At 62.8% G+C, this 24,423-nt stretch carries 25 protein-coding genes; 15 read left to right on the top strand and 10 right to left on the bottom strand.

The window, feature by feature from the left end; translation table 11 throughout:
• The first annotated feature begins 488 nt into the window (after window positions 1-488).
• The 4 genes from WA145_RS00565 to argE all read left to right on the top strand — a co-directional run bounded on the left by WA145_RS00565 (window position 489) and on the right by argE (window position 4,278).
• Window positions 489-1,808 (top strand): flavin-containing monooxygenase, encoded by a 1,320-nt coding sequence (locus WA145_RS00565; RefSeq protein ID WP_422579698.1) that lies wholly within the window; start codon window positions 489-491, stop codon window positions 1,806-1,808.
• A 72-nt stretch (window positions 1,809-1,880) separates the two neighbouring features.
• Window positions 1,881-2,303 carry a RidA family protein gene (locus WA145_RS00560; RefSeq protein WP_422579697.1) on the top strand — a complete coding sequence of 141 codons (423 nt, stop codon included), beginning with the start codon at window positions 1,881-1,883 and terminating at the stop codon, window positions 2,301-2,303.
• Between the two features lie 9 nt (window positions 2,304-2,312).
• Window positions 2,313-2,987: a DUF1028 domain-containing protein gene (locus tag WA145_RS00555; protein ID WP_422579696.1), complete on the top strand. Its 675-nt coding sequence runs from the start codon at window positions 2,313-2,315 to the stop codon at window positions 2,985-2,987.
• A 133-nt stretch (window positions 2,988-3,120) separates the two neighbouring features.
• Window positions 3,121-4,278 carry an acetylornithine deacetylase gene (argE, locus tag WA145_RS00550; RefSeq protein WP_422579695.1) on the top strand — a complete coding sequence of 386 codons (1,158 nt, stop codon included), beginning with the start codon at window positions 3,121-3,123 and terminating at the stop codon, window positions 4,276-4,278.
• 202 nt (window positions 4,279-4,480) lie between these two features.
• Here the strand turns inward: argE and WA145_RS00545 are convergent, their stop codons facing one another.
• Window positions 4,481-4,897: a RidA family protein gene (locus tag WA145_RS00545; RefSeq protein WP_422579694.1), complete on the bottom strand. Its 417-nt coding sequence runs from the start codon at window positions 4,895-4,897 to the stop codon at window positions 4,481-4,483.
• A 132-nt stretch (window positions 4,898-5,029) separates the two neighbouring features.
• Here WA145_RS00545 and WA145_RS00540 point away from each other — a divergent pair, with 132 nt between their 5' ends.
• Window positions 5,030-5,956, top strand: a complete 927-nt coding sequence (locus WA145_RS00540) for a LysR substrate-binding domain-containing protein (RefSeq protein ID WP_422579693.1) — start codon at window positions 5,030-5,032, stop codon at window positions 5,954-5,956.
• 89 nt (window positions 5,957-6,045) lie between these two features.
• On the opposite strand, the gene WA145_RS00535 is transcribed toward WA145_RS00540, so the two are convergent.
• Window positions 6,046-6,543: a hypothetical protein gene (locus WA145_RS00535; protein WP_422579692.1), complete on the bottom strand. Its 498-nt coding sequence runs from the start codon at window positions 6,541-6,543 to the stop codon at window positions 6,046-6,048.
• A gap of 187 nt (window positions 6,544-6,730) precedes the next feature.
• Window positions 6,731-7,897 (bottom strand): Fic family protein, encoded by a 1,167-nt coding sequence (locus tag WA145_RS00530; RefSeq protein ID WP_422579691.1) that lies wholly within the window; start codon window positions 7,895-7,897, stop codon window positions 6,731-6,733.
• Between the two features lie 561 nt (window positions 7,898-8,458).
• On the opposite strand from WA145_RS00530, the gene WA145_RS00525 reads away from it, so the two are divergent.
• Complete coding sequence (locus WA145_RS00525; protein WP_422579690.1) at window positions 8,459-8,737, top strand: Rho-binding antiterminator; 279 nt, start codon at window positions 8,459-8,461, stop codon at window positions 8,735-8,737.
• A 39-nt stretch (window positions 8,738-8,776) separates the two neighbouring features.
• Here WA145_RS00525 and WA145_RS00520 read toward each other — a convergent pair whose 3' ends face one another.
• Window positions 8,777-9,694, bottom strand: a complete 918-nt coding sequence (locus WA145_RS00520; protein ID WP_422579689.1) for a LysR family transcriptional regulator — start codon at window positions 9,692-9,694, stop codon at window positions 8,777-8,779.
• 246 nt (window positions 9,695-9,940) lie between these two features.
• On the opposite strand from WA145_RS00520, the gene WA145_RS00515 reads away from it, so the two are divergent.
• The 3 genes from WA145_RS00515 to WA145_RS00505 all read left to right on the top strand — a co-directional run bounded on the left by WA145_RS00515 (window position 9,941) and on the right by WA145_RS00505 (window position 14,465).
• Window positions 9,941-11,434 carry an aldehyde dehydrogenase gene (locus tag WA145_RS00515; protein WP_422579688.1) on the top strand — a complete coding sequence of 498 codons (1,494 nt, stop codon included), beginning with the start codon at window positions 9,941-9,943 and terminating at the stop codon, window positions 11,432-11,434.
• 153 nt (window positions 11,435-11,587) lie between these two features.
• Window positions 11,588-13,018, top strand: coding sequence for an APC family permease (locus tag WA145_RS00510; protein WP_422579687.1), 1,431 nt, complete (start codon window positions 11,588-11,590; stop codon window positions 13,016-13,018).
• 64 nt (window positions 13,019-13,082) lie between these two features.
• Window positions 13,083-14,465 (top strand): aspartate aminotransferase family protein, encoded by a 1,383-nt coding sequence (locus WA145_RS00505; RefSeq protein ID WP_422579686.1) that lies wholly within the window; start codon window positions 13,083-13,085, stop codon window positions 14,463-14,465.
• A gap of 124 nt (window positions 14,466-14,589) precedes the next feature.
• On the opposite strand, the gene ycaC is transcribed toward WA145_RS00505, so the two are convergent.
• Window positions 14,590-15,204, bottom strand: a complete 615-nt coding sequence (gene ycaC / locus WA145_RS00500; RefSeq protein WP_422579685.1) for an isochorismate family cysteine hydrolase YcaC — start codon at window positions 15,202-15,204, stop codon at window positions 14,590-14,592.
• A 456-nt stretch (window positions 15,205-15,660) separates the two neighbouring features.
• On the opposite strand from ycaC, the gene WA145_RS00495 reads away from it, so the two are divergent.
• Window positions 15,661-16,593, top strand: coding sequence for a LysR family transcriptional regulator (locus WA145_RS00495; RefSeq protein WP_422579684.1), 933 nt, complete (start codon window positions 15,661-15,663; stop codon window positions 16,591-16,593).
• Between the two features lie 42 nt (window positions 16,594-16,635).
• Window positions 16,636-17,079 (top strand): group II truncated hemoglobin, encoded by a 444-nt coding sequence (locus WA145_RS00490; protein WP_422579683.1) that lies wholly within the window; start codon window positions 16,636-16,638, stop codon window positions 17,077-17,079.
• Here WA145_RS00490 and moaE read toward each other — a convergent pair.
• From moaE to dmeF, 5 genes are all read right to left on the bottom strand, one after another.
• A complete protein-coding gene (moaE, locus tag WA145_RS00485) occupies window positions 17,067-17,525 on the bottom strand; it encodes a molybdopterin synthase catalytic subunit MoaE (protein WP_422579682.1) in 459 nt (152 codons plus the stop codon). The two genes, WA145_RS00490 and moaE, sit on opposite strands and share 13 nt — an antisense overlap.
• A 236-nt stretch (window positions 17,526-17,761) precedes the next feature.
• Window positions 17,762-18,004, bottom strand: coding sequence for a MoaD/ThiS family protein (locus tag WA145_RS00480; RefSeq protein WP_422579681.1), 243 nt, complete (start codon window positions 18,002-18,004; stop codon window positions 17,762-17,764).
• Window positions 18,001-18,477, bottom strand: coding sequence for a cyclic pyranopterin monophosphate synthase MoaC (gene moaC / locus WA145_RS00475; protein ID WP_422579680.1), 477 nt, complete (start codon window positions 18,475-18,477; stop codon window positions 18,001-18,003). The genes WA145_RS00480 and moaC overlap by 4 nt, the downstream gene beginning before the upstream one ends.
• Before the next feature lie 156 nt (window positions 18,478-18,633).
• Window positions 18,634-20,025: a PhoH family protein gene (locus WA145_RS00470; RefSeq protein WP_422579679.1), complete on the bottom strand. Its 1,392-nt coding sequence runs from the start codon at window positions 20,023-20,025 to the stop codon at window positions 18,634-18,636.
• A 300-nt stretch (window positions 20,026-20,325) separates the two neighbouring features.
• Window positions 20,326-21,309: a CDF family Co(II)/Ni(II) efflux transporter DmeF gene (dmeF, locus tag WA145_RS00465; protein WP_422579678.1), complete on the bottom strand. Its 984-nt coding sequence runs from the start codon at window positions 21,307-21,309 to the stop codon at window positions 20,326-20,328.
• Window positions 21,310-21,729: 420 nt separating this feature from the next.
• Here dmeF and yaaA point away from each other — a divergent pair, with 420 nt between their 5' ends.
• Genes yaaA through WA145_RS00445 form a run of 4 tightly spaced genes read left to right on the top strand, consistent with a single transcriptional unit; the run spans window position 21,730 to window position 24,256 of the window.
• Window positions 21,730-22,512, top strand: a complete 783-nt coding sequence (gene yaaA / locus WA145_RS00460; RefSeq protein ID WP_422579677.1) for a peroxide stress protein YaaA — start codon at window positions 21,730-21,732, stop codon at window positions 22,510-22,512.
• 15 nt (window positions 22,513-22,527) lie between these two features.
• On the top strand, window positions 22,528-22,992 hold the full coding sequence (locus WA145_RS00455) for a multidrug transporter (protein ID WP_422579676.1): 465 nt from the start codon (window positions 22,528-22,530) through the stop codon (window positions 22,990-22,992).
• Window positions 22,993-23,027: 35 nt separating this feature from the next.
• On the top strand, window positions 23,028-23,858 hold the full coding sequence (locus WA145_RS00450) for an SDR family oxidoreductase (protein ID WP_422579675.1): 831 nt from the start codon (window positions 23,028-23,030) through the stop codon (window positions 23,856-23,858).
• Between the two features lie 11 nt (window positions 23,859-23,869).
• Window positions 23,870-24,256 (top strand): hypothetical protein, encoded by a 387-nt coding sequence (locus WA145_RS00445; protein ID WP_422579674.1) that lies wholly within the window; start codon window positions 23,870-23,872, stop codon window positions 24,254-24,256.
• Window positions 24,257-24,423: the final 167 nt, after the last annotated feature.

Here is a 24,423-nt window from a genome sequence, read left to right as displayed (position 1 = left end):
AGCGGCCGTCACCCGCAAGCCGTCTTCACATCGCACTGGATGACCGCCTGGTCACCGCCGCGAGCCAAGAATCCGCCCGCGCCTAGCATTTATCAAATGTATATTTATTATGTTATGCATAACTCAGAGCTATGCGTGTGCCCGAAAAAACCGCGACCCTGAACCGCGCAGCGGGCCGTTGATGCACTGGCAATGGCCATGCGCAGCCGCCTGACACAGGCGTGAGCACCTCACGTATCTGCGACCATCCACAAGCGCTTGCGCCCCCCCTCGCCACACCAGCTAATTTGTCGCCTCTGCCGCTAAAAAACCTATAGCCCAAGCCCTCTGCCACGCCGCCCCGGCGCTTTACGGGTGGGCACGTTTTTACCTTGCCAGCGACTACAAAAATCATAATTTCGCCATTCCTCGGCGCCGAACAGAATGCGGCCAAGCCCCACACATCGCCGCAATAGAACAACAACGTTCGGAATCAGAGGACCCCTGCCATGACCGACCTGAATCAAAGCGCCTTGCACAGGCACACCGGCGCGAGCCTTGAAGGAACAGCAATCGACACCCTGGTGGTCGGTGCCGGTCAGGCCGGTGTGGCCATCAGCGAGCACCTGAGCAAGCTCGGCGTGCCGCATCTGGTGCTGGAACGCAATCGTATTGCCGAAGCCTGGCGCAGCGGGCGCTGGGATTCGCTGGTGGCCAACGGCCCGGCCTGGCACGACCGCTTTCCGGGCCTGGAATTCGACGACCTCGACGTCGACGCCTTCGCGCCGAAAGAGCGCATGGCCGCCTATTTCGAGGCCTATGCGCAGAAGTTCGAAGCACCGATCCGCACCGGCGTGGAGGTGAAGAAGGTGGTGCGCAACAGCGACCGTCCGGGTTTCACCATCGAAACCTCAGCCGGCGTGATTCAAGCCCATCGTGTGGTCTGCGCCACCGGGCCGTTCCAGCGTCCGCTGATTCCGGCCATCGCGCCCAAGGACGAAGGCCTGTACCAGATCCACTCCGCCGCCTATTTCAACCCGCAGCAGTTGCCCGAGGGCGCGGTGCTGGTGGTCGGTGCCGGCTCGTCGGGGGTGCAGATCGCCGATGAACTGCAGCGCTCCGGGCGCCAGGTCTACCTCTCGGTCGGCCCGCATGATCGGCCGCCGCGCAGCTACCGCAACCGTGACTTCTGCTGGTGGCTCGGCGTGCTCGGCGAGTGGGATGCGGAAGCCGCCCAGCCGGGCAAGGAGCACGTGACCATCGCCGTCAGCGGTGCCCGCGGCGGCCATACCGTGGATTTCCGGGGCCTGGCGCAGCAGGGCATGACCCTGGTCGGCCTGACCAAAGCCTTCGACAACGGCGTGGTGAGCTTCCAGCCCGATCTGCTGGAAAACCTTAAGAACGGCGATAAGAACTACCTGGCGCTGCTGGATGCGGCCGACGCCTATATCGCCCGCAATGGCCTCGACCTGCCGGAAGAACCCGAGGCCCGCCGCCTGCTCCCGGACCCGGAGTGCGTGACCCAGCCGCTGCGCGAACTGGACCTGGCCAAGGCCGGCGTCACCTCGATCATCTGGGCCACCGGCTATGCCGTGGATTTCAGCTGGCTGCAGGTAAATGCCTTCGACGCCAAGGGCAAGCCACAGCACCAGCGCGGCGTGTCCAGCGAGCCAGGGGTGTACTTCCTCGGCCTGCCGTGGCTGTCGCGTCGCGGTTCGAGCTTTATCTGGGGCGTGTGGCACGACGCCAAACACGTCGCCGGGCATATCGCCACCCAGCGCACCTATCTGGCTTACCGCGACAGCGCCGCGCGCCAGCTCGCCGACTGAGCGCCTTACCCCGCTCGCTGAACGAGGCCCTGCGGGGCCTCCTCAACCCCTCCCCTTACAGGAAGCAAGTCGATGCCCACCCATACCCGCATCCGCATGTTCAACAGCAAAGAAACCTACCCCAATCAGAATCTCGACAACGACCTGTGCCAGGCCGTACGCGCCGGCAACGCCGTGTATGTACGCGGGCAGATCGGCACCGACTTCAGCGGCAAGCTGGTCGGCCTCGGCGACCCACGCGCCCAGGCCGAGCAGGCCATGAAAAACGTCAAGCAACTGCTCGAAGAAGCCGGCAGCGACCTGTCGCATATCGTTAAGACCACCACCTACCTGATCGACCCACGCTACCGCGAGCCGGTCTACCAGGAAGTCGGCAAGTGGCTCAAGGGCGTGTTCCCGATCTCCACCGGCCTGGTGATCAGCGGCCTTGGCCAGCCGGAGTGGCTGATGGAGATCGATGTGATCGCGGTGATTCCCGATGACTGGAACCAGTAAGGAACGCATATGACCTTTTCCATCGTCGGCCGCTGCGCCGAAACCGGCCAGCTGGGCATCGCCATCAGCTCGTCGAGCATCGCCGTGGGGGCGCGCTGCCCCTGGCTACGCGCCGGGGTGGGTGCGGTGGCCAGCCAGAACATCACCCTGCCGGCCCTCGGCCCGCAGATACTCGATGCCTTGGAAAACGGGCTGGAGCCGGCGGCGGCGCTGGACCAGGCGCTCAGTCGCAACGGCTACAGCCAGTACCGCCAGGTCGCGCTGCTCGACAGCCAAGGCCGCAGCGCACTGTTCTCCGGCAGCCAGGCCCTGGGCCTGCACAACGCCCTGGCCGGCGAACAATGCGTGGCAGCCGGCAACCTGCTGGCCTCACCGAAAGTGATCGGCGCCATGGTCGATGCCTTCGAACACAGCCAGGGGCTGCTGGCCGAGCGCCTGCTCGCCGCCATGCATGCGGCCATGGTGGCCGGCGGCGAAGCCGGGCCGGTGCATTCGGCGGCGCTCAAGGTGGTCGGCGACCTCACCTGGCCGCTGATCGACCTGCGCGTGGACTGGGCCGATAACAACCCGATTGGCCAGCTGGATCAGCTCTGGCAAGCCTACCGCCCGCAGATGCAGGACTACATCATCCGCGCCCTCGACCCCACCGCCGCGCCCAGCTATGGCGTGCCGGGGGACGAGTAGAGACAGGCAGCCGAGGCGCTGGGTTACGCCGCTACGCGGCTAACCCATCCTACGCAGGCCGTGTAGACGCAGGCGCCGTAGGATGGGTTGAGCGCAGCGATACCCATCATCCGCAATCCACAGGAGACACCCCATGCCCAGCAGCCGCGACCTTCTGGCCCAGCTGATTGCCTTTCCCACCGTCAGCCGCGACTCCAATCTGGCGCTGATCGAATTCGTCCGCGACTACCTGGCCGACCTCGGCGTGGCCTGCGAGCTGGACTACAACAGCACAGGCAGCAAGGCCAATCTGTTCGCCACCATCGGCCCGACTGAGCGCGGCGGCGTGCTGCTGTCCGGGCACAGCGACGTGGTGCCGGTGGATGGCCAGACCTGGACCCTGCCGCCCTTCAGCCTTACCGAGCGCGACGGCAAGTTGTATGGTCGTGGCACGGCCGATATGAAGGGCTTTATCGCCTGCGTGCTGGCCGCCGTGCCGCGCTTTCTCGACCAGCCGCTGCGCCTGCCCGTGCATCTGGCGTTTTCCTATGACGAGGAAGTCGGCTGCCTCGGCGTACGCTCGCTGCTGGCCGAGTTGCAGCAACGGCCGAACAAACCCGTGCTATGCGTGATTGGCGAGCCCACCGAACTCAAGCCGGTGCTCGGCCACAAGGGCAAGCTGGCCATGCGCTGCCAGGTGCAGGGTGCGGCCTGCCACTCGGCCTATGCACCCCAGGGGGTGAATGCCATCGAATATGCCGCCAGGTTGATCGGCAAGCTGGGCGAAATCGGCCTACGCCTAAAGGCAGTGGAACGCCAGGACAAGCGTTTCGATCCGCCCTATTCCACAGTACAGACCGGGCTGATCAGCGGCGGCCGCGCCCTGAATATCGTCCCGGCCGAGTGCCAGTTCGACTTCGAGGTGCGTGCCCTGCCCAGCGACGACCCGCAGCAGGTGGCCGATGAACTCAAGGCCTATGCCGAGGCCGAACTGCTGCCGCAGATGCGCGGCGTCAGCGCGGCCAGCGCCATCGCCTTCCAGCCGCTGTCGGCCTACCCGGGCCTGGCCACCGACCCGCACAGCCAGGCCGCCGAACTGCTGGCCCTGCTTAGCGGCTCGCGGGATTTCAGCACCGTGGCCTTTGGCACCGAAGGCGGCCTGTTCCACCAGGCCGGCATCCCCACCGTGGTCTGCGGTCCCGGCAGCATGGAACAGGGCCACAAGCCGGACGAATTTGTCAGCCAGCAGCAACTGGATGGCTGCGACGCCATGCTGATGCGCCTGGCCGACTGGTTACAGCGGGATAACTGAGTCACCCTTGCCCGGCCTGCCGGGCAGAGGTGCAGGCCGGGCTTTTTTCCGCAGCATCAGCAAGCAGCGCGCCTCTGGGCATCTGCCACTGCCTGCCGTTTTGCCGGGCAGCCCACACACAGGCGGCCAAGCCCAATGGCTGGCTCGCCGGCAGCCCGCGCGGCGCCAGAAGCAGCCAGCACCTCCGCACCAGCCCGGCTATTCACGCCCCCGCCAAGCTTCGGGCCGTTTCCGGCAACCTGGCGATCACCTTGATCTCGAACTGAAAACCATACAGCCAGGTGACGCCGACGCCAGTCAGCGTCGGGTGCGGCGCATCCCCCCAGAACTCTGGCAGCACCTTCCAGATGGTTTCCAGGGTCGCTTCGGGGTCGACGATAAAGAGGCTGACATCCACCACATCGGCGAAGGTGCAACCAGCAGCGGCCAGGATCGCATTCAGATTATTGAAGGCGAGACGCACCTGGGCCTCTAGATCGGGTTCGGGCGAACCATCTTCGCGGCTACCCACCTGCCCCGAAACGAATAAAAAACCATTGCTACGAATAGCCGGCGAGTAGTGATTGCGCTCATAAAGCGCCTGGCGCCCTGGCGGGAAAATCACATCACGTTGCGTCATTGAGTGCCTCCAGCAGTACGGGAACGGGTACTGAGAGGACTGTAAGCACTTGTGCCCAGGCGATAAACGCGCAACTGTGGCTAACACTGTTTGCAAAACCCAAACAATCCGCACGGCAGCGGAGGAGCAGTAATGGACCGTTTCGCGGCGATGCAGGCCTTTGCCCGGGTGGTGGAAACCGGCAGCTTTACCAAAGCGGCTGACACCCTGCAGATCAGCAAGACCAGCGTGAGCCAACTGGTGCAGCAGCTGGAGGCACGGCTACGGGTCAAGCTGCTTAACCGCACGACCCGCAAGGTCAAGGTTACGCCGGAGGGAACCCTCTATTACCAGCGGGTCGTGCGCCTGCTGGCTGACCTGGACGAGACCGAGAGCAGCCTGTCCAGCGCCTCGACCCTGCCCAGCGGGCGCTTGCGCGTGGATGTGCCAAGCCCGCTGGCCAGCCAGATACTGATACCGGCCTTGCCTGGGTTCTACGCACGCTACCCCGATATCCAGATCGACATGGGGGTCAGTGACCGCATCGTGGACATACTCGATGAGAACGTCGACTGCGTGCTGCGCGGTGGCGAGCTACGGGAGCAGTCCTTGATCGCGCGGCGGGTAGGCGAACTCCAGCTGGGTCTGTTTGCCGCCCCCGACTATCTGGCACGCGTGGGTATGCCGGAGCACCCGCGAGCGCTGGAAGCAGCGCCCCACCATGTCGTCGGCTTTCTCTGGGCACGCAGCGGCAAACCCCTGCCCTATGCCCTGCACAGCCACAGCGAGACGCTGCAGCTCAAAGGCCGCTATGCCCTGGCCGTCGACGATGGTAACGCCTATCTGGCGGCCGGCCTGGCCGGCTTGGGCGTGCTGTGCCTGCCCAGGTATATGGCGGCAACGCACCAGGCCCGCGGCGCCTTGGTGCCATTGTTCGAGCACTGGCAGCTCGACCCGATGCCGGTTTATCTGGCCTATCCGCCGAACCGACATCTCAGCCTCAAGCTGCGGGTTTTTATCGACTGGGTCAGCGAGCTGATGGCGCAACTGGCGCCAGTCGGCGAGCGCCCTGGCGGATAACGACTGGGCCGCAAGATGCGCACTCCCCAGCCCTGAGCGATGGCATTAGCAACGTGGGCGGGCGCTCTGGGCACACCGCCGTTGCGCCGCTAAGCGCGAGGACCTGTGGTGCCGCGCGCGTTCTTCTTCTGCAGAATCAGCGACGCCTCGTTAAAAGCATTCTGGAAGGCATCGCCGCCGATCCATGCCACGGCCGTATCTTCGTCTTCAGCATGGAAGATCCCGCGATAGACGATCAGCAGGCCCATCATAAAATCGGTGGCCGCCTCCTCCGTTTCCTCCGCCACCACCAGTTCCAGCACCGGGTATTGCAGAAATACCAGGCACATCGCCAACAGGCTGATGCCCTCGCCGACCTTCATCGCCTGGAACAGATCATCGAAGTTCGCCGGATCGAAACCCTGCTCCTCGATATCCTTGAAGTCGAAGGTGCTCAGATCGATGGCCACATCATCGAACGGCTCGTTGATCAGCGGATTGGCCAGCAAAGGATGCACCCCATTGGCTTTGGCCTTGCCCACACGGTTCTGCTTGGCCTTGGCTTTGGCCCGCTGGGCGCGTTTTTGCTGTTTATCTGGAGAGGCCATGGCGGCGCGTTCCTTGTTCGAGGCAGCCATGCGGATGGCGCGGATAATGGGGCGCGTATTGTATGCAGTCTTGGCGCGTTTAGCCGGCCCGCAGGGGAGATTTATTGGCCTGTTCCAGCTATTCGCAGTCGACTCAAGGCTGCTGATAGTGATGGGCAGGAGGCGGCCAGAAGCAATGGGCCACTTGCTATGGCCGTGCTGTGACTACGGGTGCAGGAATAAAGCCCTCTGCGGTCAGCATGCGAATCACGCCGCGGAGGAGGAAGTTGTAGGTAAAGCCGAGTGTGTACTGCCGAGCACCGGGCTGGATTGGCACCAGCATCCCCCTGTCCACCAGCTTCTTGATTTGGTAGGTCCGCTGCGGCCCATTCAAGCCAGGCATAGCATCAGCAAGCTCTGCCGACTTGGCCACTCCAGTGTCAGTTTCCAACAGGCGTCGGAGGATCGACTGTTCCTGCTGAGTGATGTGCTCGCGCTCGCGGGCAAAGTTGAGTGCAGGCACCAGGATCTCGGCTTTAAGGTAGCGATAATCACACAGGCGATCGAGCTTGTTCAGCTCAGCTAGGATGCCCTTAAGCACGTAAACACACCAACTCTCCAGGCCTTCTTGGGTTCCGCGATCAGCCTCCCCGAGCCTCTCGTAATAGCGCTCGCGGTCGTTACAGAACACTGCAGTGGGATTCAGTAGACGGCCGCCAGCGGAGACATCGAACCCGTACTTAATCAGCATCAAGTAGGTCAACAAGCGGACAACTCGGCCATTACCATTAGTGAACGGGTGAATCCACCCAAACCGATGGTGCGCAATCGCCACCTTCATGAGGTCGTATTTCTGCGGGTCGCGCGCGTTGACGAAAGCCACCAGCTCGTCCATGTAAGCCGAAACCTGTACTGGGTCGGGGGGCAGGTGTTCCGATTGCGCAATACGAACTGGTCCAGTCCTGAACTGACCTGGGGTGCGATCCCCTTCGCGGTCTAGCTCGCCGACAGTGATGGCATGCAGCTCTCGAATAAGGTGCTGGCTAACCTCGCTACCTTCCGTGAAATGCTCCTCGATGTAGGTCATGGCCTTCTCGATGTTGGAGATCTCACGCAGCTGGTCGGTGGCTGCGTCACGGCCCTCCATCTTACTTTCCACGTAATCAGCCAGGGTTGTGTGGTTGCCCTCGATGCGGGCAGAGCCGAGGCTCTCCAGAATGTGGAATACACTCTTGAGCTGGAAGAAGAGGCTTGGCGGAGTCGACCCGGTGAGCCTGAAGCGGCGGAGGTGTTCCAGCTCGGTCAATACGTCGACAAGCGGCGAATCGAAGGACGGATTAAGCAGCGCCAAATCGTGGTGAGTGAAGGTAGGCATATTCTCACTATCTCAAGCCTGAATAATCAATATGTCAAAGAATACAGCCAGAGCAAGCATATTCACTGGCATTCAAGCGTTATCTCTGAGTGCATTAAGTCAAATCCCACATGAACACTATCTGAAAACTCCCTCGCGAGTAAGTCGAAAACGTGCTCTTCCGGTGCCAGTGCCGCGGCCAGCTGCGGCCCATCGGCAAATTGAGTTGACGATGGGGGCCTGGCGCCTGTCATGACCAGCAACTACTGGCCGATTGCAGCCTGCTGTATCGCCAAAAGCAAACGATTTCCCCCTTGTAAATCTGCCCCTTACTGCGGCATCGGGTTTCCAATGCCATCCCACAACCCGACCAGCCGACCATCCGCTGCCAAGGCATAGGTTGCACCGCCCACAGTCTTCGAGTTCCATCAGACCTGCAAAAGATGGTAGCTAAACGGCGCGGCCCGGAGCCTGTTCCAGGCGCGTCCATAACGCCCAGCGCGGTGCGGCGGGTCAGGCGCATTTCGTCCACCCGCATTGCCAATGGGCGCCCCTGCCCGCTGCGCCCTGACTGGAGGAAAGATGCCGAGCCCCTATCAGCCCCTGCACTGCGACCTGCACGACTATCTGGAGATCGCCTGCATGCACGGTTATGAGTTGCAGGTGGAACTGCGCGATGGGTCGAGCTTTGTGGCCGTGGCGCTGACCACGCGCACGGCGCCGAGCAAGGAGGAGTTTCTGCTGCTGCACAATGCCAGCGGCCGCTTCGAGGTACGCCTCGACCGGCTGCTGGCCATTACCCCGCTAACACCTGGGGCCAGCTTTGCCCGCATTCTGATGAGCAGTCGTGACAATGGCTAAGGCGTTGCGCCGAGCATTGGCAAGCGCTGCCTGCAGCGGTTACTGCGGCCCCTTTCCCGTCCCCAAGTTCGCCTGGCAGTACTCGACAAACAGCTGCGCCGGCTTGGTCAGCTGGGCGCGTTTGAGCCAGGCGGCGGCCAGCCCGGAGCCGGTGACGTCCTCGGCGATATCCACCGCCACCACCTTTTTGCCGTCGTAGGTGCATTCCGAATGCGGGCGGGTGACCAGCAGGGAGAAGCCAAAGCCCTGGCCGACCATGCCGCGCACCATCTCGATGGACGGCGAGCTGAAGACGATATTGGGCGTCAGGCCCAGCTCTTCGAACAGGCTGACGAAATAGGTGCGGCTCGGCAGCACGTCGAGCAGGATCATCGGTTCCAGGCACAGGTCACGCAGCGACACCTGGGCCTGGCCGGTAAAGCGGTGGCCTTCGGGCAGTAGGGCGTAGGGCTTCTGCGGGGTCATCAGCGCTTCGCTGACGATGGTGGCGTCGAGGTCGTGGTCGTAAAGAATCGCCAGGTCGAAGCGCCCGGCGGTCAAACCCTGGATCAGCTCCTGCTGCTCGCCATCGCGGATGCGGATTTCCACCCCGGGGTAGAGCGCATTGAAGCCGGCAATCAGGCGCGGCAGGTACAGCGGCGCCACGGTTTCGAAACAGCCGATATCAATCTGCCCGGCCACCACGTCATTGTCGGCCAGGGCGTTCTGCTCGAACTCGCGGGCCATGCGCATCAGCTCCTGGGCCTTCTTGTAGAAGCGCGCACCGCCGGGGGTCAGCGATACGCCCTGGGCGTGATGGCGGATAAACAGCTGCAGGCCGAAGCTTTCCTCCAGCCCCTTGATCGCCGTGGAGATCGACGGCTGGGCGATATACAGCTTGCGCGAGGCCTCGGCGACGCTGCCGCACTCCACGGTGGTGACGAAATACTTGAGCTGACGCAGGGTGTAGGCGGCCATGCGATACCTCCTTAATAGCGGCTTGCTGGCCGTCTTGTACTGATTGTCTGCCGCCAACATACCCCAGGCCTGCGGGTGGGGCTGCCCAGTTTTTTAATGGCCTGCGAGTATAAATTTACTAATTTTCCTTAAGCCCAACCTGCGCCACCATCCACTTCAACAAGCATAAGAAGCCGTTTACGGTATCGACCAGCCGCTGGCGCCACAGGGTACGTCGCTGGCAGCCCAAGCAAGAGGATAGAGGCGATGTTGGACCATAGCGATTGGCAGCAGCGCGCCGCCGCGCAAGGCTTTATCACCCAGGCACTGATCGACGGCCAGCTGCGCGCGGCCCAGAGCGGCGCGACCTTCGCGTCGATCAACCCGGCCAGCAACCAGTTGCTGGCCGAGGTGGCCGCCTGTGATGCAGCCGATGTCGATGCCGCCGTGGCCAGCGCCCGCCAGGCTTTCGAGCAAGGGCCCTGGGCGCGCATGGCGCCGCGTGAGCGCAAGCAGGTGTTGCTGCGTTTGGCCGAGCTGATCCTGGCCAACCGCGAGGAACTGGCGCTGCTCGACTCGTTGAATATGGGCAAGCCGGTGATGGACGCCTACAACATCGACGTACCCGGCGCGGCCCAAGTGTTCAGCTGGTACGCCGAAGCCCTGGACAAGCGCTACGACGAAGTGGCGCCGACCGCCAGCGACGCCCTGGCCACCATCACCCGCGAACCGCTGGGAGTGATCGGTGCAGTGGTGCCGTGGAACTTCCCGCTGGACCTGGCCGCCTGGAAACTCGCCCCGGCCCTGGCGGTGGGCAACTCGGTGGTATTGAAACCTGCCGAGCAGTCGCCCTTCTCCGCCCTGCGCCTGGCTCAGCTGGCCCTGGAAGCGGGCTTGCCGGCCGGGGTGCTGAACGTGCTGCCGGGCCTGGGTGAAACCGCCGGCAAGGCGCTGGGCCTGCATCAGGATGTGGATTGCCTGGCGTTTACCGGCTCCACCGAGGTGGGCAAGTACTTTATGGCCTACGCGGCGCAGTCCAACCTCAAGCAGGTTTGGCTGGAATGCGGCGGCAAGAGCGCCAATCTGGTGTTTGCCGACTGCCAGGACCTGGACCTGGCGGCGGAAAAGGCTGCCTTCGCGATCTTCTTCAACCAGGGCGAGGTCTGCTCGGCCAACTCGCGTCTGCTGGTCGAGCGCTCGATCCACGATGAATTTGTCCAACGTCTGATCGCCAAGGCTCAGCAGTGGCAACCCGGCGACCCGCTCAACCCGACCAGCCGCGCCGGCGCCATAGTCGACTCGCGCCAGGCCGAGCGCATCATGGGCTTTATCGACAGGGCGCAGAGCCAGGGCGCGACCCTGGCCTGTGGCGGCCAGCGCCTGAGTTTCAACGGCTCGGACAATTTTATTCAGCCGACCATTTTCACCGGCGTCACGGCGGATATGCAGCTGGCTCGCGAGGAAGTCTTCGGCCCAGTGCTGGCGGTTATGCCCTTCGACAGCGAGGACGAGGCCGTACGCCTGGCCAACGACAGCCAATACGGCCTGGCCGCCTCGTTGTGGACCGACAACCTGCACCGCGCGCATCGCGTGGCCAAACGCCTGCGCGCCGGCAGCGTATCGGTGAATACCGTGGACGCCCTGGATGTCTGCGTGCCGTTCGGCGGCTGCAAGCAATCGGGCTTTGGCCGCGATCTGTCGCTGCATGCCTTCGACAAGTACAGCCTGATAAAGACCACCTGGTTCCAGCTGCGCAGTTAGTGCGCAGCCGCTAACTGCGCCCTCAGCCCCCCCAGACAACTGCGCTGCTTACAGCGCAATGGACAGCTGCGCCCGCAAAAGCGCAGCAAACAACTGCGGCCCCTGCCGCGTATGGCTCACCTGACACAACAACAAGATTGCAGGAGAACTCCCATGCACGACCCCGATATCAGCCTTGCGTCCCCCGTTGGCCTGGCTCAAGCAAGCGCAGCCGCGCGCACACGCAAACCCAGCCTGGGCCTCACCGCCCTGCTCGCCGTGGCCATCGGCCTGGTGGTCTCCCAGGGCGTGATGGTGCTGATGCTGCAAGGCGCGGGCATCGCCGGCCTGGGCTTTCTGATCCCCCTGGCGCTGGCCTTTGTGCTGGCCCTGACCTATGTAGTGTCGTTCGCCGAGCTGGCGCTGATGATCCCCCGCGCCGGCAGCCTGAGCAGTTACACCGAGGTGGCCCTGGGGCATTTCCCGGCGATTCTGGCGACCTTCTCCGGTTATGTGGTGGTGGCGATGTTTGCCCTGTCGGCGGAATTGCTGCTACTCGACCTGATCATCAACGAGGTCTACCCCGGCGCGTTCCCGAGCATGTTGATCGCCTATGGCGTACTCGTGGTGTTTACCTTGCTCAACCTGCTGGGTATCGACATCTTCGCCCGCCTGCAGTCGGCGCTGGCGCTGATCATGGTGATCGTGCTGCTGGCCCTGGGTTTGGCAGCGGTGACCGGCAGCGGCAGCGAGCCGGCGCTGAGCACCTCGATAACCAGCGACTGGAACCCCATGGGCGCCAGCGTGATGACCCTGGTGGCGCTGGCCATCTGGGGCTTTGTCGGCGCCGAGTTCGTCTGCCCGCTGGTGGAAGAATCGCGCAATCCAAAGCGCACTATTCCCTGGTCGATGATCCTCGGCGTGACGGTGATCTTTATCACCATCGCCCTCTACTGCGTCGGTGCACTGCTCTATGTGCCGCAGGATGCGCTGGCCAGTTCGGCCCTGCCGCACTACCTGTTCGCCACCGCCCTGTTCGGCGAAACCGGGAAGATCTTTCTGGTAGTGGCCGCCATCACCGCCACCTGCAGCACGGTCAACACCTCGCTGGCGGCCATCCCGCGCATGCTCTACGGCATGGCGGTCAACGGCCAGGCCTTCCCCCAGTTCAAGTTGCTCAGCAATAAATACCAAGCGCCCTGGGTCGCCGTACTGTTCGTGGCCGCCATCACCGGCCTGCCGGTGGTGTTTATGGGCGACGACCCGGCCGCCATCGGCCTGTTGCTGCTGGCGGCGGCGGTAGCCTGGCTGCTGGCCTACATCATCTGCCACCTGGATGTGATCGCCCTGCGCCGTCGTTATCCTGATCTGGCCCGCCCATTCAAGACGCCCTTCTACCCGCTGCCGCAGCTCCTCGGCATCGCCGGCATGCTGGTGTCGATCTACTACGTGTCGCCCACCCCGGAGATGACCGCTTCAATCTTCTACAGTGCCGGTGCAGTACTCGGCCTGGTGTCGGTGATCGCCGTGCTGTGGATCAAGCTGGTAATGCGCAAACCGCTGTTCACCCCGGAGCCCATCGACAAGGTGCTGGCCCGCCAATGAAGTCCCGCCGGGGGTTCGTCCCCGGCTCACTCGAACACCACAACTATTCACCGAGGTTGCTGAAATGACCGTCCCACACACCCCCAACCGTCAGACCCAGGACTACCAGGCGCTGGATGCCGCCCACCATATCCATGCCTTTCTCGACCAGAAGGCGCTGAATGCCGAAGGGCCGCGCGTGATGGTGCGCGGCGAGGGCCTGTACCTCTGGGATAACGATGGCAAGCGCTACCTCGACGGCATGTCCGGGCTGTGGTGCACCAACCTCGGCTATGGCCGCAAGGATCTGGTCGCCGCTGCAAGCAAGCAGATGGAGCAGCTGTGCTACTACAACATGTTCTTCCACACCACTCACCCGGCGGTGGTGGAACTGTCAGAAACCCTGTTCAGCCTGCTGCCCGCCCACTACAGCCACGCCATCTACACCAACTCCGGCTCCGAGGCCAACGAGGTGCTGATCCGCAGCGTGCGCCGCTACTGGCAGATTCTCGGCAAGCCTGAGAAGAAGGTGATGATCGGCCGCTGGAACGGCTACCACGGCTCCACCCTGGCCAGCACCGCCCTGGGCGGGATGAAATTTATGCACGAGATGGGCGGCATGCTGCCGGATATCGCCCATATCGACGAACCCTACTGGTACGCCAATGGCGGTGAGCTGACGCCCGCCGAATTCGGCCGCCGCTGCGCCCTGCAACTGGAGGAGAAGATTCTCGAACTGGGCGCGGAAAACGTCGCCGGCTTTATCGCCGAACCCTTCCAGGGCGCCGGTGGGATGATCTTCCCGCCGCAGAGCTACTGGCCGGAAATCCAGCGCATCTGCCGCCAGTACGACGTACTGCTGTGCGCCGACGAGGTGATCGGTGGTTTCGGTCGCACCGGCGAATGGTTCGCTCATGAACATTTCGGCTTCCAGCCAGACACCCTGTCCATCGCCAAGGGCCTGACCTCGGGCTATGTGCCCATGGGCGGCCTGATACTGAGCAAACGCATCGCCGAGACCCTGGTGGAACAGGGCGGTGTATTCGCCCACGGTCTGACCTACTCCGGCCACCCGGTCGCGGCCGCGGTGGCCCTGGCCAATATCAAGGCGCTGCGTGACGAAGGCGTGGTCAGCCGGGTCAAGGACGACACCGGCCCTTATCTGCAGCAGTGCCTGCGTGAGGTGTTCGGCCATCACCCGCTGGTCGGTGATATCCAGGGCACCGGCCTGGTCGCCGCCCTGCAGTTCGCCGAAGACAAGGCCAGCCGCAAGCGCTTCGCCAATGAAGGCGATATCGCCTGGCGCTGCCGCACCCTCGGCTTCGAGGAAGGGCTGATTATCCGCTCTACCCAGGGACGCATGATCATGGCCCCGGCCCTGGTGGCCGGACGAGCTGAGCTGGACGAACTGGTGGAGAAGACCAAGCGCGCGGTGGATCGTACGGCCATGGAACTGGGCCTGCTGTAACAAGCGTGCCAGCGCTGCTGCCGATCACCCAACCGCCCGACCACAGGTCGGGCGATTGGGCTTCCCCCGTCTGGCGCGGACAGTGGGAGTCAGGGTTGAGCGGCCCCGAGCGGGGCCGCCGCTGTCACTTCTGGCTGTAGCTCTGGATCAGATTGGCATAGGCCGGTAAATGGCCGCCGAGGATGCCGCCAAACCCTTCGATATCGTTGCGCCAGTCACGGTGCAACTCGCAGCCAACGCTGAACCAGTTGAGCATCTGCGCGCCGGCATGGGCCATGCGCATCAGGGCGGCGTCGCGCACACTGGTGTTGAAGGTGCCCGAGGCGTCGGTTACCACAAACACTTGGTAGCCGGCTTCCAGCGCCGACAGCGTCGGGAAGGCCACACACACGTCGGTCACCACGCCCGCGATGATCAACTGCTTGCGCCCGGTCGCCTTGATCGCGTTGACGAAATCTTCGTTGTCCCAGGCGTTGATCTGCCCAGGGCGAGCAATATAGGGCGCATCGGGAAACAGCGCCTTGAGCTCGGGCACGATCGGCCCGTTTGGGCCATTCTCGAAGCTGGTGGTGAGGATGGTCGGCAGCTTGAAGAACTTGCCGATATCCGCCAGCGCCAGCACATTGTTCTTGAACTCATCCGGGCTGTAATCACGCACCAACGACAGCAGGCCGGCCTGATGGTCGACCAACAGCAGCACGGCCTCATCCTTGTTCAACCGGTTATAGGTAAAAGACATGGTTAACCTCCTTGCAATAACGATACGGGCAGGCGCGAACAGGCATGCCGTGGGCTTTCAGCATAGTGCGCTGAGCGCTTTCCAACCTCCCGGCACCGCGCAAAATGGCTTTTCGATAAACGCGAACAATGCCTACCGGTAACCGCGCTTATCCTTAACCAATCCCCCTTCCAGAGGGCTATGTACCTGTTATGTGTTGAATCGTCTCGAACAGTTTTACAGTGCATGAAGCGCGGTAATACGTAGGGTGGGTTAGGCGCGAGCCGGGAACAAGCAAACACCATCGGCTCCCAACGCGCCGTAACCCACCATGGTGGTCTACCGGGAAACCGCAATGGTGGGTTACGCGGCGCTCGAATGGCGTGGTGCCCCATAACCACCCCTCCTGCGCCGCTAACCCACCCTACAAAATCGGCCTGCAACACATAATCGGAACATAGCCTTCCAGAGAGCGCCATGAAGCTGGATCTACAAGAAATCGAGACATTTATTCAGGTGGTCGAACACGGCAGCGTCAGTGTGGCCGCCGAGCGCCTGGCGATCTCCAAGTCGGTGGTCAGCAAACGCCTAAGCGATCTGGAAAAGCGCCTGGAAGCCAAGCTGCTGTTCCGCTCCACGCGCAAAGTGACGCCCACCGAAAACGGCGTGCAGTTCTATCAGCAGGCCAAAGCGGCGGTGGCGGGTCTGCACCAAGCGGCCGAAGCCGCCGCCTTCACCGACAGCGGCCTGTGCGGCACCCTGCGCATCCTCGCGCCGATGAGTTTCGGCACCCTCTGGCTGGCTCCGCTGATCGCCGATTTTATGCAGCAGCACCCGCGCATCCAGGTGGCGTTGCAGCTGGACGACCGCGTTACCGACTTCGAGCGCGAAGGCTATGACCTGTGCCTGCGCATCTCGCGCATCCGCGACAGTGCGCTGATTGCCCGCCAGCTGGCCGTCAGCCCGCGGGTGCTCTGTTGCAGCCCGGAATATGCGGCGCGTCATGGCACACCGAGCACCGCCGCGCAGATTCTCGAACACCCCTGTATTGGTTACTGCAATGTCGCGGCGGGCCAGGTCTGGTCGTTCGAGACCCTGGATACACCCGGCGAGCCCATCACCCTGGCGCCCCAAGGCCGCTTTACCAGCAACAATGGCGAGGCCATGCGCGATATGGCCATTCGCGGCTTGGGCCTGACCGTGCTGCCAGCCTTTATCGTCCAGCCACACCTGGCCAACGGTTCACTGCTGGCCCTGGAGCCTGGCGTACGACCAAGCGATGATCAGATCTACGCCCTCTACCCGCGCTCCAGCCGCGCCTCACCCAAGGTGCTCGCGCTGTGCGACTTCCTCCAGCAGGCCCTGGCCACACAACCCTGGACACAGAAAAGCTCAGCTGCTGATACATGACACACACCGTTACACTGCGCGCTTTACCCAGGAGAGCAGTCGATGCAACAGGTTGCGGTGTACGGTGTAGGCGATGCCTCTTATCAGGCTGCCGGCGGAATCGAAGGCCTGCGTCGCCTGGTCGCGGACTTCTATCGTTTGATGGATGAACGACCCGCGGCCGCAGAGCTGCGCCAGCTGCATGGTGCGAGCCTGGCACTGGCCAGCGACAAACTGGCCTGCTTTCTCAGCGGCTGGCTCGGTGGCCCCAAGCTGTTCAGCGAAAAATATGGCTCAATCGCCCTGCCGGCCTTTCATGCCCAGTGGCCCATCAGCGAGCAGCTAAGCCAAAGCTGGCTCAACTGCATGGCGCAGGCCATCGCCCTGCAGCCCTTTTCGCCGGCGTTTGCCGACTACCTGCTGACCCAGCTGCATGTACCGGCCCAGCGCATTGTGCAGGCCAGCCGTAATCGGCATGGCGGGCTCAACACCGATCAGCCAGACTGACTCCAGCGCTCAGCTGCGGCCTGATCGGAGCAACGCCCTTCGACCCAGCGCGGGCCTTCGGCGGTGTCTTCCTTCTTCCAGAACGGCGCGCGGGTTTTCAGGTAGTCCATGACGAAGTTGCAGGCATCGAAGGCCGCCTGACGGTGGGCGCTGCTGGTGCCGACAAACACGATCGGCTCGCCTGGCTCCAGACGGCCGATGCGGTGGATCACCTCGATACCCAGCAGCGGCCAGCGTTGGGTGGCTTCCTCGGCAATCTTGGCCAAGGCCTTTTCGGTCATACCGGGGAAGTGTTCGAGAAACAGGCCGCCGACTTCGCGCCCCTCGTTGAAGTCGCGCACATAGCCGACAAAGCTGACCACCGCGCCAATGCCTAAGTTGGCGGCATGCAGGGCGTTAAGCTCAACGCCCGGATCGAAGGGTTGCGACTGGACACGAATACTCATGGAAAATTGTCCTCAAAGCTTAGCGAGCCTAGTTCTGTAGGGTGGGTTAGCGGCGCTGAACCGGATTGGCGCAATCACCGCAAGATCTGCGCGCCGCGTAACCCACCATGTGCCAGACCCAACAGCATGGGTAGCATGAGGGACATCCATGTCCCTCACCCTGCGGGCAGCTAAAGCTGTGCAATTCGGCATCCTGCCGTTTTGTCGCTGCGCTCACCCCATCCTACAAACCACTTTCAGCCGCCAGTAACAGTGGGAAAGAATGCCACTTCATCGCCAGCCGTCAGCGGCTCGTCCAGGCTGCACAGCTCCTGATTGCGCGCGCACATCAGGTTCTGCTCGGCCAGCACGTCCCACACCCCGCCGCGTGCCAGCAGGTGTTGGCGCAGTTGATCGAGGCTGGCGAATTCAGCGTTCAGCTGTTCACCATCCAGGCCGAGGGTTTCACGGTAACGGGCGAAATACTGCACGCGGATCATTTATTCTCTCCAGCCACAAAGTGGCCACTCTTACCGCCGACCTTCTCCAGCAGGCGCACGCTTTCGATCAGCATGCCGCGATCCACCGCCTTGCACATGTCATAAATAGTCAGCGCGGCGACGCTGGCGGCGGTCAGGGCTTCCATCTCCACTCCGGTCTGCCCGCTCAGTTTGCAGCGCGCGGTGATGCGCACGGCATCCGCGCCCTCAGGCGTTAACTCCACCTTGACGCTGGTGAGCATCAGCGGATGGCACAGCGGGATCAGATCACTGGTTTTCTTCGCCGCCTGAATACCGGCGATACGCGCCACGGCGAACACGTCGCCCTTGGGGTGCTCGCCCTGGGCAATCATCTGCAGGGTTTCTGGACGCATGCGCACCAGAGCTTCGGCCACGGCTTCACGGACGGTCAGGGCTTTGTCGCTGACGTCGACCATATTGGCGCGACCTTGGGCATCGAGATGGGTTAACACAGACAGACTCCAGGCAGGTGTCTGGCGATTGTAAACCCAGGGGTCAGGTTTCGGCACCTGTGAATGCCAGGGGATTCAGACGGGAGGTTATGCCGCGAGGTCCGCACCCGGCCCTGCAGCCGTAAAGGCCTGCAGGGCGAGCGAGGTGGAGGGGCGTTACATATGGGTTTCGGCGTACTCGGCAAGGATCGAGCGCGGCACCCCTTGCAGGGTGATGTGCACGCCATGCTCGAAATCTTTGAAGCGCTCCGTCAGGTAGGTCAGGCCCGAGCTGGGGGCCGACAGGTAAGGGGTATCGATCTGCGCCAGGTTACCCAGGCACACCACTTTGGAGCCGGTGCCGGCACGGGTGATGATGGTTTTCATCTGGTGCGGGGTGAGGTTCTGGCATTCGTCGATCAGGATCAGGCTCTGCTGGAAGCTGCGCCCACGGATATAGTTGAGCGATTTGAACTGCAGCGGGACCTTTTGCAGGATGTAGTCGACGCTGCCGTGGGTGTTCTCGTCGTCCATATGCAGGGCTTCGAGGTTGTCGGTGATGGCGCCAAGCCAGGGCTCCATCTTCTCGGCCTCGGTGCCGGGCAGAAAACCGATCTCCTGATCCAGACCCTGCACGCTGCGGGTGGCGATGATGCGCCGATAGCGCTTGCTGACCATGGTCTGTTCGATGGCCGCCGCCAGGGCCAGGATGGTTTTACCGGAGCCGGCCGCGCCGGACAGGTTGACCAGATGGATGTCCGGGTCGAGCAGGGCAAACAGCGCCAGTGACTGGTAGATATCCCGCGGGCGTAGCCCCCAGGCTTCCTGGTGCATCAGCGGTTCCTGGTGCATATCGAGAATCAGCAGTTCGCCGTGTTTGATGCCCTTGATCCAACCGACAAAGCCCTGCTCGTCGATGATGAACTCGTTGACGTGCACCGCCGGCAGGTTGTCGGTGAGTTGCACGCGGTGCCAGGTGCGGCCGTGGTCCTGACGGGTTTCCACCTTGTTCACGCGGTCCCAGAAGGAGCCGTCCATGTTGTGGTAGCCCTGCGACAGCAAGGAGACGTCGTCGACCAGCTGGTCGGTGTGATAGTCCTCCGAGTCGATGCCACAGGCGCGCGCTTTCAGGCGCATGTTGATGTCTTTGGTCACCAGCACCACGTTGAGACCGGGACGGCGCGCCTTCAGCTCTACCAGCTGGTTGATGATCTTGTTGTCGTTGAGGTCTTCCGGCAGCCAGGTGACCGGGGTGGCGCTCTTGCTCATCAGAATCGACAGGTAGCCGCACGGGCCGCTCTTGTCGCGCTGGATGGCCACGCCGTGCTCCACCTCATCCGGGTTGGCGCTGCCGAGGATCTTGTCGATCAGACGGATGGCCTGGCGGCACTCGGCGGCCACGCCCTGTTTGCCGGTTTTAAGCTTGTCCAGTTCCTCCAGTACGGTCATCGGGATGGCGACGTGGTGCTCCTGAAAATTCAGCAGCGCGTTGGGGTCGTGGATCAGCACATTGGTGTCGAGGGCGTACAGGGTTGGAGCGGTGGGCTTGGAGCGTCCGTGGTCATCCATACTCGGTCACCTTTTCTAGTAGCCAAGCAACGCAGGGGCGAGTCTGCGCCGCGGAGGGGCCGTCGACTCCTCAGGACGGGGGCTGAGAAGGCTGCAAAAAGGTGAGGGCCAATGGCCGCCACCTGTCTGCAGGGTTCGGCGGTCTTGCCTTTTAATTACTCCTTTTTAGATGACAGAAAAACGTTTTTTTACGCGTTTAGCGGTTTATTTATCGGATCGAAAAATAGCGCTTGGCGCACTGCGCGGTCGCCGTTAAAGTCGGAAGTCCCACCGGCGTTCGAGCCGACATATTTTTACCTGTTAGCCGTGTTCCACCCCGTGCTTGTCGGCACAGCGATTGACCTCCACGGTCACATGCGCCAGTTCGGCAATCCCCGCCAGCCGCGCCTTGTAGCGATCCGCCGAACCCTCGCCATGGGTCACCACGCTGACGATGCAGGCGAACTGCGCCCGGCCCACGCGCCATAGGTGCAGATCGGCCAGTTCAGTGTCCGCCTCCTGGGCCAAAGCGCTGCGCACGCGCTCGACCACCGGGCTGTCCATCTCGCGATCGAGCAGCACCTTGCCGGTCTCGATCAACAGGCCCTTGGCCCACACCGCGATGATCACCGCACCGATTATGCCCATCAGCGGGTCGAGCCAATCCCAGCCCAACAGCAGGCCGCCCGACAGCGCGACGATGGCCGCCAGCGAGGTCAGCGCATCGGCCAGTACATGGATAAAGGCCGCGTGGCGATTCAGGTCCTTGCCCGCAGGCGCTGCCGCGTGATCGTGATCGTGATCGTGATCGTGATCGTGATCGTGATCGGTATGAGCATGGCCGTGATCATGGCTATCGCGCAGCAGCCAGGCGGATGCCAGGTTGACCAGCAGGCCAACCACCGCCACCCACAGCGCCATATCGAAGGCGATCACCTGGGGCTGCCACAGCCGCCACAACGACTCGCACGCCAGCATCGCCACCACCACCAACAGCAGCAGCGAACTGGCGAAACCGGCTAGCACCTCGATCTTCCAGGTGCCAAAGGCGAAGCGCGGGTCATGGGCGTAGCGCCGCGCCAGCAGGTACGCCAGAGCGGTCAAGCCGATGGCGAGCATATGCGAGGCCATGTGCCAGCCATCGGCCAGCAAGGCCATGGAGTTGAACGCATAGCCGGCGACAATCTCTACCAGCATGGTCACCCCGGTCAGCGCAGCCACGCGCCAGGCCTGACGTTCGGCGGTGGTTTCCAGCGGACGGTAATCGTGGGACGGCTCCCAGCGCGAATGATTGCAGGCGGTCATAACAGCTCCTTGGCGGATTCGACCTGGGCAGACTACAACCCCGTGGCGGCCCCTGGGTCAAGCGCCTCAATCGACCTTATAGGTAGTCTCAAGCGCCAGCAGCGCGCAGGCCCTTAAAAAACGCAGGCGAGGCAGCCGAGACAAGGCGCTACGCCAGTAACAGCCTTCGGCTGGTCAAGCGGCGAGAAACGCAGCGCCGCGAAGTAACAGCCAGCGGCTGACCCGCAGGGTGAGCGCAGCGAATCAAGCGGAGTGTACGAGTTGTACATGAGCATTTGATTCGCTTCGCTCACCCCAGAGGGGCCGTGCTAAAGCACGTTCAGCCTTAGGCTGTGAGCCTGTTTTTAACGCCGTATCGGCAACGCAGGTAGTTTTTCAACGGCCTGTTAGAATCGCCACAGACTTTCAGGAGCAGAGCTTATGTTGATGGTGATTTCCCCGGCCAAGACCCTCGATTATGAGACGCCGCCGGCGACCCCGCGCTTTACCCAACCGGAACACCTCGACCACGCCCAGGACCTGATCCAGCAGCTGCGCGACTTCACTCCGGCGCAGATCGCCGAGCTAATGCACCTCTCGGACAAACTCGCTGGCCTTAATGCCGCACGTTTCGGCAGCTGGGAACGGCCGTTCAACCCATCCAACGCCAAGCAGGCGCTGCTGGCGTTCAAGGGCGATGTGTACACCGGGCTTAACGCCGAGGATTTCAGCGAAGCCGACTTCGACTTCGCGCAAACCCATCTGCGCATGCTCTCCGGCCTGTACGGCGTGCTGCGCCCGCTCGACCTGATGCAGCCCTATCGCCTGGAAATGGGCACCAAACTGGCTAACCCGCGCGGCAACAACCTCTATGACTTCTGGGGTGAACGCATCAGCGGCTGGCTAAATGAAGCGCTGGCCGCCCAGGGCGACGAGGTGCTGCTCAACCTGGCGTCCAACGAATACTTCAGCGCAGTGAAACGCAAGGCACTGAATGCGCGGATCATCGACACCGAGTTCAAGGACCTGAAGAACGGCCAGTACAAGATCATCAGTTTCTACGCGAAAAAAGCCCGTGGCCTGATGGCCCGCTATGTGATCAAGCAGCGCCTGACCGATCCGGCCGGCCTCAAGGACTTCAACGACCAGGGCTATCGTTATTCGGCCGAGCACTCTAGGCCTGATAGTCTGGTGTTCCTGCGTGACCATCCCGACCACCCCTAGCCCGAGGCCTGAGTGATGCTGATTGGCGCAATTCTGCTACTGAGCTGGCTGATCCTGCTGATCCGCTACCCGAGCAAGGCGCTGCCGATTTCCCTCGCCGCGCTGGTCGGTCTGGGGCTGATCGCCAGTTGGGTGCTCTGGCAGGAAAGCCGCGAAAACCGCCACCTGGCCCATCTCGAATTACGCCTTAACTACGCACCGGAGCGCTGCCCGGCGGATCGCCCATTGGCCCTGAACCTGAAGAACGGCAGCCAAGCCGCGCTACTCGAACTGCATTGGCAGATCGCCGCCTACCGCCCGGGCGACAGCATCAACCTGGCCGAGCGCCTGTATGAAACCCCACGCTACAGCGGCCCCGGCGAATTGCTGCCCGGTGCCGACTGGCAAACCTGCCTGCCGCTACCCACCCTGCGCAGCGGCTACCGCGCCAGTACTCTGGAGTTTCGCGCCGAGCGCCTGCAAGGCAGCTTCAGTCGCTAAGATGCCCTGCCAATAAAAACAACAAGGAAAACCGCATGACCCAACCCAGCGTACTGATCACCGGATGTTCCAGCGGCATTGGCCGCGCCCTGGCCGAGGTCTTTCAGCAGGCCGGTTATCAGGTCTGGGCCACTGCACGCAAAGCCGAAGACCTCGCCGCCCTGAGCGCCGCCGGCTTTCACGCCGTGCAACTGGACGTCAACGATGGCCTGGGCCTGGGCCAACTGGCCGAGCGTCTGAAAGCTGAAATTGGCGGCCTCGACGTACTGATCAACAACGCCGGCTACGGTGCCATGGGCCCGCTGCTCGATGGCGGCGTCGAAGCCATGCGCAAGCAATTCGAAACCAACGTGTTCGCGCTGATCGGCGTGACCCGCGCACTGTTCCCGCTGCTGCGGCAAAACAAGGGCCTGGTGGTGAATATCGGCAGCGTTTCCGGCGTGCTGGTCACCCCGTTTGCTGGCGCCTACTGCGCCTCCAAGGCCGCCGTGCATGCCCTCACCGACGCCCTGCGCCTGGAACTGGCGCCCTTCGCCATCGAGGTGATGGAAGTACAGCCCGGGGCGATTGCCTCCAGCTTCGGCGCCAACGCCAGCCAGCAGGCCGAACAGCTGATCGACCAAGCCTCGCCCTGGTGGCCAATCCGCGAGGGCATCCGCGCCCGCGCCAACGCCTCGCAGGACAACCCCACCCCCGCCAGCCACTTCGCCCGCAACCTGCTGGCCGCCGTGCAAAGCAAGCCCCGACCCAACTTGCTGCGCCTGGGCAACGGCAGCCGCAGCATGCCGCTGCTGGCCGCCCTGGTGCCCAAACGCCTGCTGGAAAGCGTGTTGAAAAAACGCTTCGGCCTTAATCGCAGCCTCTAGGAGCACGCCAGATGAGCGAGCCAAGCGTGCATAGCGTCGCAGTGACCCGCCTGGCCCTTGGCGGTGTGCTGGCGGTGATCGTGCTCAACCTGCTGCTGCGTACCTTCGTCAAACTCGGCGGCGTACTCAGCACCCTGGTTGTTGCTGCGCTTGTGGCGAGCGGCATGGCCCTGTGGTTTACCTGGCGCCACCAGCGCCGCCCCCTGCAAGGCGAACGCCGCCGTTTGCTCGCGCTCTACGGCGGCATCCTGGCCCTGCTCTACCTGGGCTTATTGGCGATGATGGCGCTGCAGGATGATCCCAGCCCGATGGGGCTGCTGATCTTTGGCCTGCATTATTTTTGTTATCCGCTGATGGCCTGGCTGGTGTTTGCCAAGGTAATAAGCAAACGCAGCTAAGGGGTCACAGGCAACCAGCCCGTAGGATGGGTTGAGCAATGCGATACCCATCGACAATTGCGCGCTCAACGCAGCCAGTCGCCCGGACAAAAAGCCTGATGGGTATCGCTGCGCTCCACCCATCCTACGGATTACCGCTTTGCTCTAGCGCTTGATGGTCTTAAGCA

The sequence above is a fragment of the Pseudomonas sp. genome, from assembly GCF_049301935.1.
GTDB lineage: Bacteria > Pseudomonadota > Gammaproteobacteria > Pseudomonadales > Pseudomonadaceae > Aquipseudomonas.
The sequence above is the reverse complement of the archived record's forward strand: the minus strand, read 5'-3'. Positions and strand labels throughout refer to the sequence as shown.

Bases quoted from the DNA above. Each gene is read 5' to 3' on its own strand.
- WA145_RS00545 (WP_422579694.1), bottom strand. From the start codon at position 4,897: ATGACGCAACGTGATGTGATTTTCCCGCCAGGGCGCCAGGCGCTTTAT.
- WA145_RS00495 (WP_422579684.1), top strand. From the start codon at position 15,661: ATGAAGCTGGATCTACAAGAAATCGAGACATTTATTCAGGTGGTCGAA.
- WA145_RS00560 (WP_422579697.1), top strand. From the start codon at position 1,881: ATGCCCACCCATACCCGCATCCGCATGTTCAACAGCAAAGAAACCTAC.
- WA145_RS00555 (WP_422579696.1), top strand. From the start codon at position 2,313: ATGACCTTTTCCATCGTCGGCCGCTGCGCCGAAACCGGCCAGCTGGGC.
- ycaC (WP_422579685.1), bottom strand. From the start codon at position 15,204: ATGTCTTTTACCTATAACCGGTTGAACAAGGATGAGGCCGTGCTGCTG.
- WA145_RS00525 (WP_422579690.1), top strand. From the start codon at position 8,459: ATGCCGAGCCCCTATCAGCCCCTGCACTGCGACCTGCACGACTATCTG.
- WA145_RS00520 (WP_422579689.1), bottom strand. From the start codon at position 9,694: ATGGCCGCCTACACCCTGCGTCAGCTCAAGTATTTCGTCACCACCGTG.
- yaaA (WP_422579677.1), top strand. From the start codon at position 21,730: ATGTTGATGGTGATTTCCCCGGCCAAGACCCTCGATTATGAGACGCCG.
- WA145_RS00510 (WP_422579687.1), top strand. From the start codon at position 11,588: ATGCACGACCCCGATATCAGCCTTGCGTCCCCCGTTGGCCTGGCTCAA.
- dmeF (WP_422579678.1), bottom strand. From the start codon at position 21,309: ATGACCGCCTGCAATCATTCGCGCTGGGAGCCGTCCCACGATTACCGT.
- moaE (WP_422579682.1), bottom strand. From the start codon at position 17,525: ATGAGTATTCGTGTCCAGTCGCAACCCTTCGATCCGGGCGTTGAGCTT.
- WA145_RS00455 (WP_422579676.1), top strand. From the start codon at position 22,528: ATGCTGATTGGCGCAATTCTGCTACTGAGCTGGCTGATCCTGCTGATC.
- WA145_RS00450 (WP_422579675.1), top strand. From the start codon at position 23,028: ATGACCCAACCCAGCGTACTGATCACCGGATGTTCCAGCGGCATTGGC.
- WA145_RS00490 (WP_422579683.1), top strand. From the start codon at position 16,636: ATGCAACAGGTTGCGGTGTACGGTGTAGGCGATGCCTCTTATCAGGCT.
- WA145_RS00470 (WP_422579679.1), bottom strand. From the start codon at position 20,025: ATGGATGACCACGGACGCTCCAAGCCCACCGCTCCAACCCTGTACGCC.
- WA145_RS00530 (WP_422579691.1), bottom strand. From the start codon at position 7,897: ATGCCTACCTTCACTCACCACGATTTGGCGCTGCTTAATCCGTCCTTC.
- WA145_RS00540 (WP_422579693.1), top strand. From the start codon at position 5,030: ATGGACCGTTTCGCGGCGATGCAGGCCTTTGCCCGGGTGGTGGAAACC.
- argE (WP_422579695.1), top strand. From the start codon at position 3,121: ATGCCCAGCAGCCGCGACCTTCTGGCCCAGCTGATTGCCTTTCCCACC.
- WA145_RS00515 (WP_422579688.1), top strand. From the start codon at position 9,941: ATGTTGGACCATAGCGATTGGCAGCAGCGCGCCGCCGCGCAAGGCTTT.
- WA145_RS00445 (WP_422579674.1), top strand. From the start codon at position 23,870: ATGAGCGAGCCAAGCGTGCATAGCGTCGCAGTGACCCGCCTGGCCCTT.
- WA145_RS00565 (WP_422579698.1), top strand. From the start codon at position 489: ATGACCGACCTGAATCAAAGCGCCTTGCACAGGCACACCGGCGCGAGC.
- WA145_RS00480 (WP_422579681.1), bottom strand. From the start codon at position 18,004: ATGATCCGCGTGCAGTATTTCGCCCGTTACCGTGAAACCCTCGGCCTG.
- WA145_RS00505 (WP_422579686.1), top strand. From the start codon at position 13,083: ATGACCGTCCCACACACCCCCAACCGTCAGACCCAGGACTACCAGGCG.
- WA145_RS00535 (WP_422579692.1), bottom strand. From the start codon at position 6,543: ATGGCCTCTCCAGATAAACAGCAAAAACGCGCCCAGCGGGCCAAAGCC.